General features: G+C 70.6%; 1 protein-coding gene. It reads right to left on the bottom strand.

Annotation, left to right across the window (positions count from 1 at the left end; genetic code table 11):
• On the bottom strand, window positions 1-2,977 hold a 2,977-nt coding region (locus HMPREF3105_RS03080), incomplete at both ends, for a UPF0182 family membrane protein (RefSeq protein WP_070708758.1).

Below are 2,977 nucleotides of genomic sequence, written 5' to 3'. Positions count from 1 at the left end.
TCGACGACGGCGCGGGGCTCGCCTCGGCCGGGGCCTGGTCCTGGGCGGGCGCGTCGCCGCCCAGGGCGTCGTCGGCGGCGGTGGCACGCTTCAGGGCCTCGTTGAGACGCTTCTGCTGCTCGCCGTAGCCGGCCCAGTCGCCCTCGGCCAGACGCTCCTGGCCCTGGGTCAGGGCGTCCTGCGCCTCCTCGAGGGCCGCCGAGAGCTCCTCCTCGACCGTGCCCGGAGCCGACGGCTCCTCGCCCGGTGCGGGCGCCTCCGCCTGGTTCTCCTCCGGGGTGACCGCGCCCGAGTCGCCGTCGAACACCTGGTCCAGGGCCTCCTGGAGGGTGTCCGCGAAGCCGACCTTGTCGCCGAACGAGACGAGCACCTTGCGCAGCGTCGGGTAGGTGGTGCCGCCCGAGGAGCGGACGTACACCGGCTGGACGTAGAGGATGCCGCCGGCCACCGGCAGAGTGATCATGTTGCCGTTGAGCACCTCGGACGCGCCCTGGCGCAGCAGGTTCAGCTCCCGCGAGACGTCCGCGTTCGAGTCGAAGTTCGCCTGCGCCTGGCCAGGGCCGGGCACCGTGGTGGACCGCGGCAGCTCGAGCAGTCGGAGCTTCCCGTAGCCCTCGGCCTTCACGCCGTCCTCCCCCGAGCCGGCGTCGCCGGTGGCGGAGAGGAAACCGTAGAGCACGTTGCGCTGCTGGGCACCGTCCGTGATCTGGGGGATGTAGCTGCTGGTGAGGGAGAACGCCGGCTCGTCCTGGCCGGGCATCTGCAGCGTCATGTAGTACGGCGGCTGCTTGACGTCCTCCTCGCGCGTGGGGTCCGACGGCACGGACCACGCGTCGTTGTTCTCGTAGAAGTCGTCCGCATCGGTCACGTGGTAGCGGCCGAGCAGCTCGCGCTGGACCTTGAACATGTCCTCCGGGTAGCGGACGTGGTCCATGAGTCCGGCGCTCATCTCCGAGTACGGGCGCAGCGAGGACGGGTACACGTTCTGCCAGGCCCGCAGCAGCGGATCCTGGTCGTCCCACGCGTAGAGGGACACCGAGCCGTCGTACGCGTCCACCGTCGCCTTCACCGAGTTGCGGATGTAGTTCACCCGGCCCTGGAGCGCCGGGTTCTGGCCCTGGCTCAGGGAGTCCACCGTGACCTCGCCCAGCTGCTGGGCGGTGGAGTACGGGAACTGGTCCGAGGTCGTGTAGGCGTCCACGATCCACTGCACGCGGCCGTCGACGATCGCCGGGTAGGGGGCGGTGTCCACCGTCAGGTAGGGCGCGACCTTGCGGACGCGCTCGGCCGGGTCGCGGTCGTAGAGGATCTGCGAGGCCTCGTTCACGTCCGAGGACAGCACCAGCTCGGGCGAGCCGAACTTCACCGCGTACGCGAGCCGGTTGAACAGGTTGCCCACCGAGGGGCCACCGTCGCCGGAGAAGGTGTACGCCGTGTCCTCCTGGGAGTCGGCCGTCTGCGGCCGGTCGCGTTCGACGGCCGGCGCGCCCTCGGGCGCACCCACCACCGAGTACGAGGGCGAGTTGTGCCCGAAGTAGATGCGCGGCTCGTAGTCCTGGTCGGAGGCCAGCGGCCCGCGCGTCGGGATCTCGGAGAGCAGCCACTGGGGCCGGCCGCCGGCCGCGACCTCGGAGGCGTCGGCCACGACCATGCCGTAGCCGTGCGTGTAGATGGTGTGGCGGTTCACCCACGACTGGGAGTCGTCCACGTTGACGTCACGGGCCGCCAGGATGGTGTCCCGCGTCTGGCCGTCCACCTCGTAGCGGTCCACGTGCAGGGTGGTGGGGAACGCGTAGTACGGACGGAACTGCTGGAGCTGCCCGAAGGTCTGGGAGATCAGGTTCGGGTCCATGAGACGGACGTTGGCCGTGTTGGCCTCCTCGCCCGCCAGGGCCCCGGCCTCGGTGTCCGTGGCGCCCTCATAGTTCGTCACCTCGACGTCGTCCAGGCCGTACGCCTCGCGCGTCATGGCGATGTTCCGCTCGATGTACTGGGACTCGAGCGTGCGCTCGGACGGCTTCACCTGGTACTCCTGCACGATGAAGGGGTACGCCGTGCCCACCACGAGCGCCGTGATGACCAGGACCGCGGTGCCGATCAGCGACAGCCGCCACCGGCCCGAGACCACCGTCCACACGAACAGGCCGGCCACGATCACGGCCGTGACCGCCAGGATCGCCGACGTCGGGATGACCGCGTTCACGTCCGTGTAGAGCGCGCCGGCCCAGTTGCCGGTCTGCGACTGCGTGGTGCGGTAGCGGTTGAGCCAGAAGTTGACGCCCTGCAGCAGCAGGAACACGGCCAGGGTGATGCCGATGTGGGCGCGCGCCGCCGGGGTGATCCGCACGCCGCCGCCCTCCTCCACGCGCACCGCGCCGTACAGGTAGTGCACCAGAAGACCGGTGATGCCGGAGACCAGGACCACCGAGATCAGGTACCCGACCACGAGCGTCAGGAACGGCAGGGTGGCCATGAAGAACATGAGGTCCAGGCCGAACTCCGGGTCCGCCTGGCCGTAAGGCACCTGGTTCAGGAACAGCAGGACCGTGTTCCACCCGTTCATCGCGGTGGAGCCGGCGAACACGCCGAGCACGAGCGGGACACCCAGGAACACCAGGCGCCGGATGGGTTCCAGCTGGCGCTGGGCCTGGCTGAGCGAGTCCCGCGCGGCCGCGGACGCGTCCGCGGGGCGGTGGCGCCAGGCCGTGCGGATCGCCAGCCACACGGCGAGGGCCATCCCGAGCCCGGCGATCAGGAACAGCGCGGCCTTGGCGACGACCTCGGTCCAGAAGACCTCGGTGAAGCCCAGCTGCGAGAACCACAGCACGTCCGTGTAGACGTTCGTGAACACCACGAACAGCCCCGCGAGCACGGCCACCGCGATGATGGTCAGCACGAGCGCGCTCGGCCGGCCCGGCCGGCCCCTGCCGCGCGCGGCGGAGGACCCGCCCCCGCCGAACGGGCCACCAGGACCGCG

This window comes from Micrococcus sp. HMSC31B01 (genome assembly GCF_001816085.1).
Classification (GTDB): domain Bacteria; phylum Actinomycetota; class Actinomycetes; order Actinomycetales; family Micrococcaceae; genus Micrococcus; species Micrococcus luteus.
Note: the sequence above shows the minus strand (reverse complement) of the source record. Positions and strands in the feature narration are given on the sequence as shown.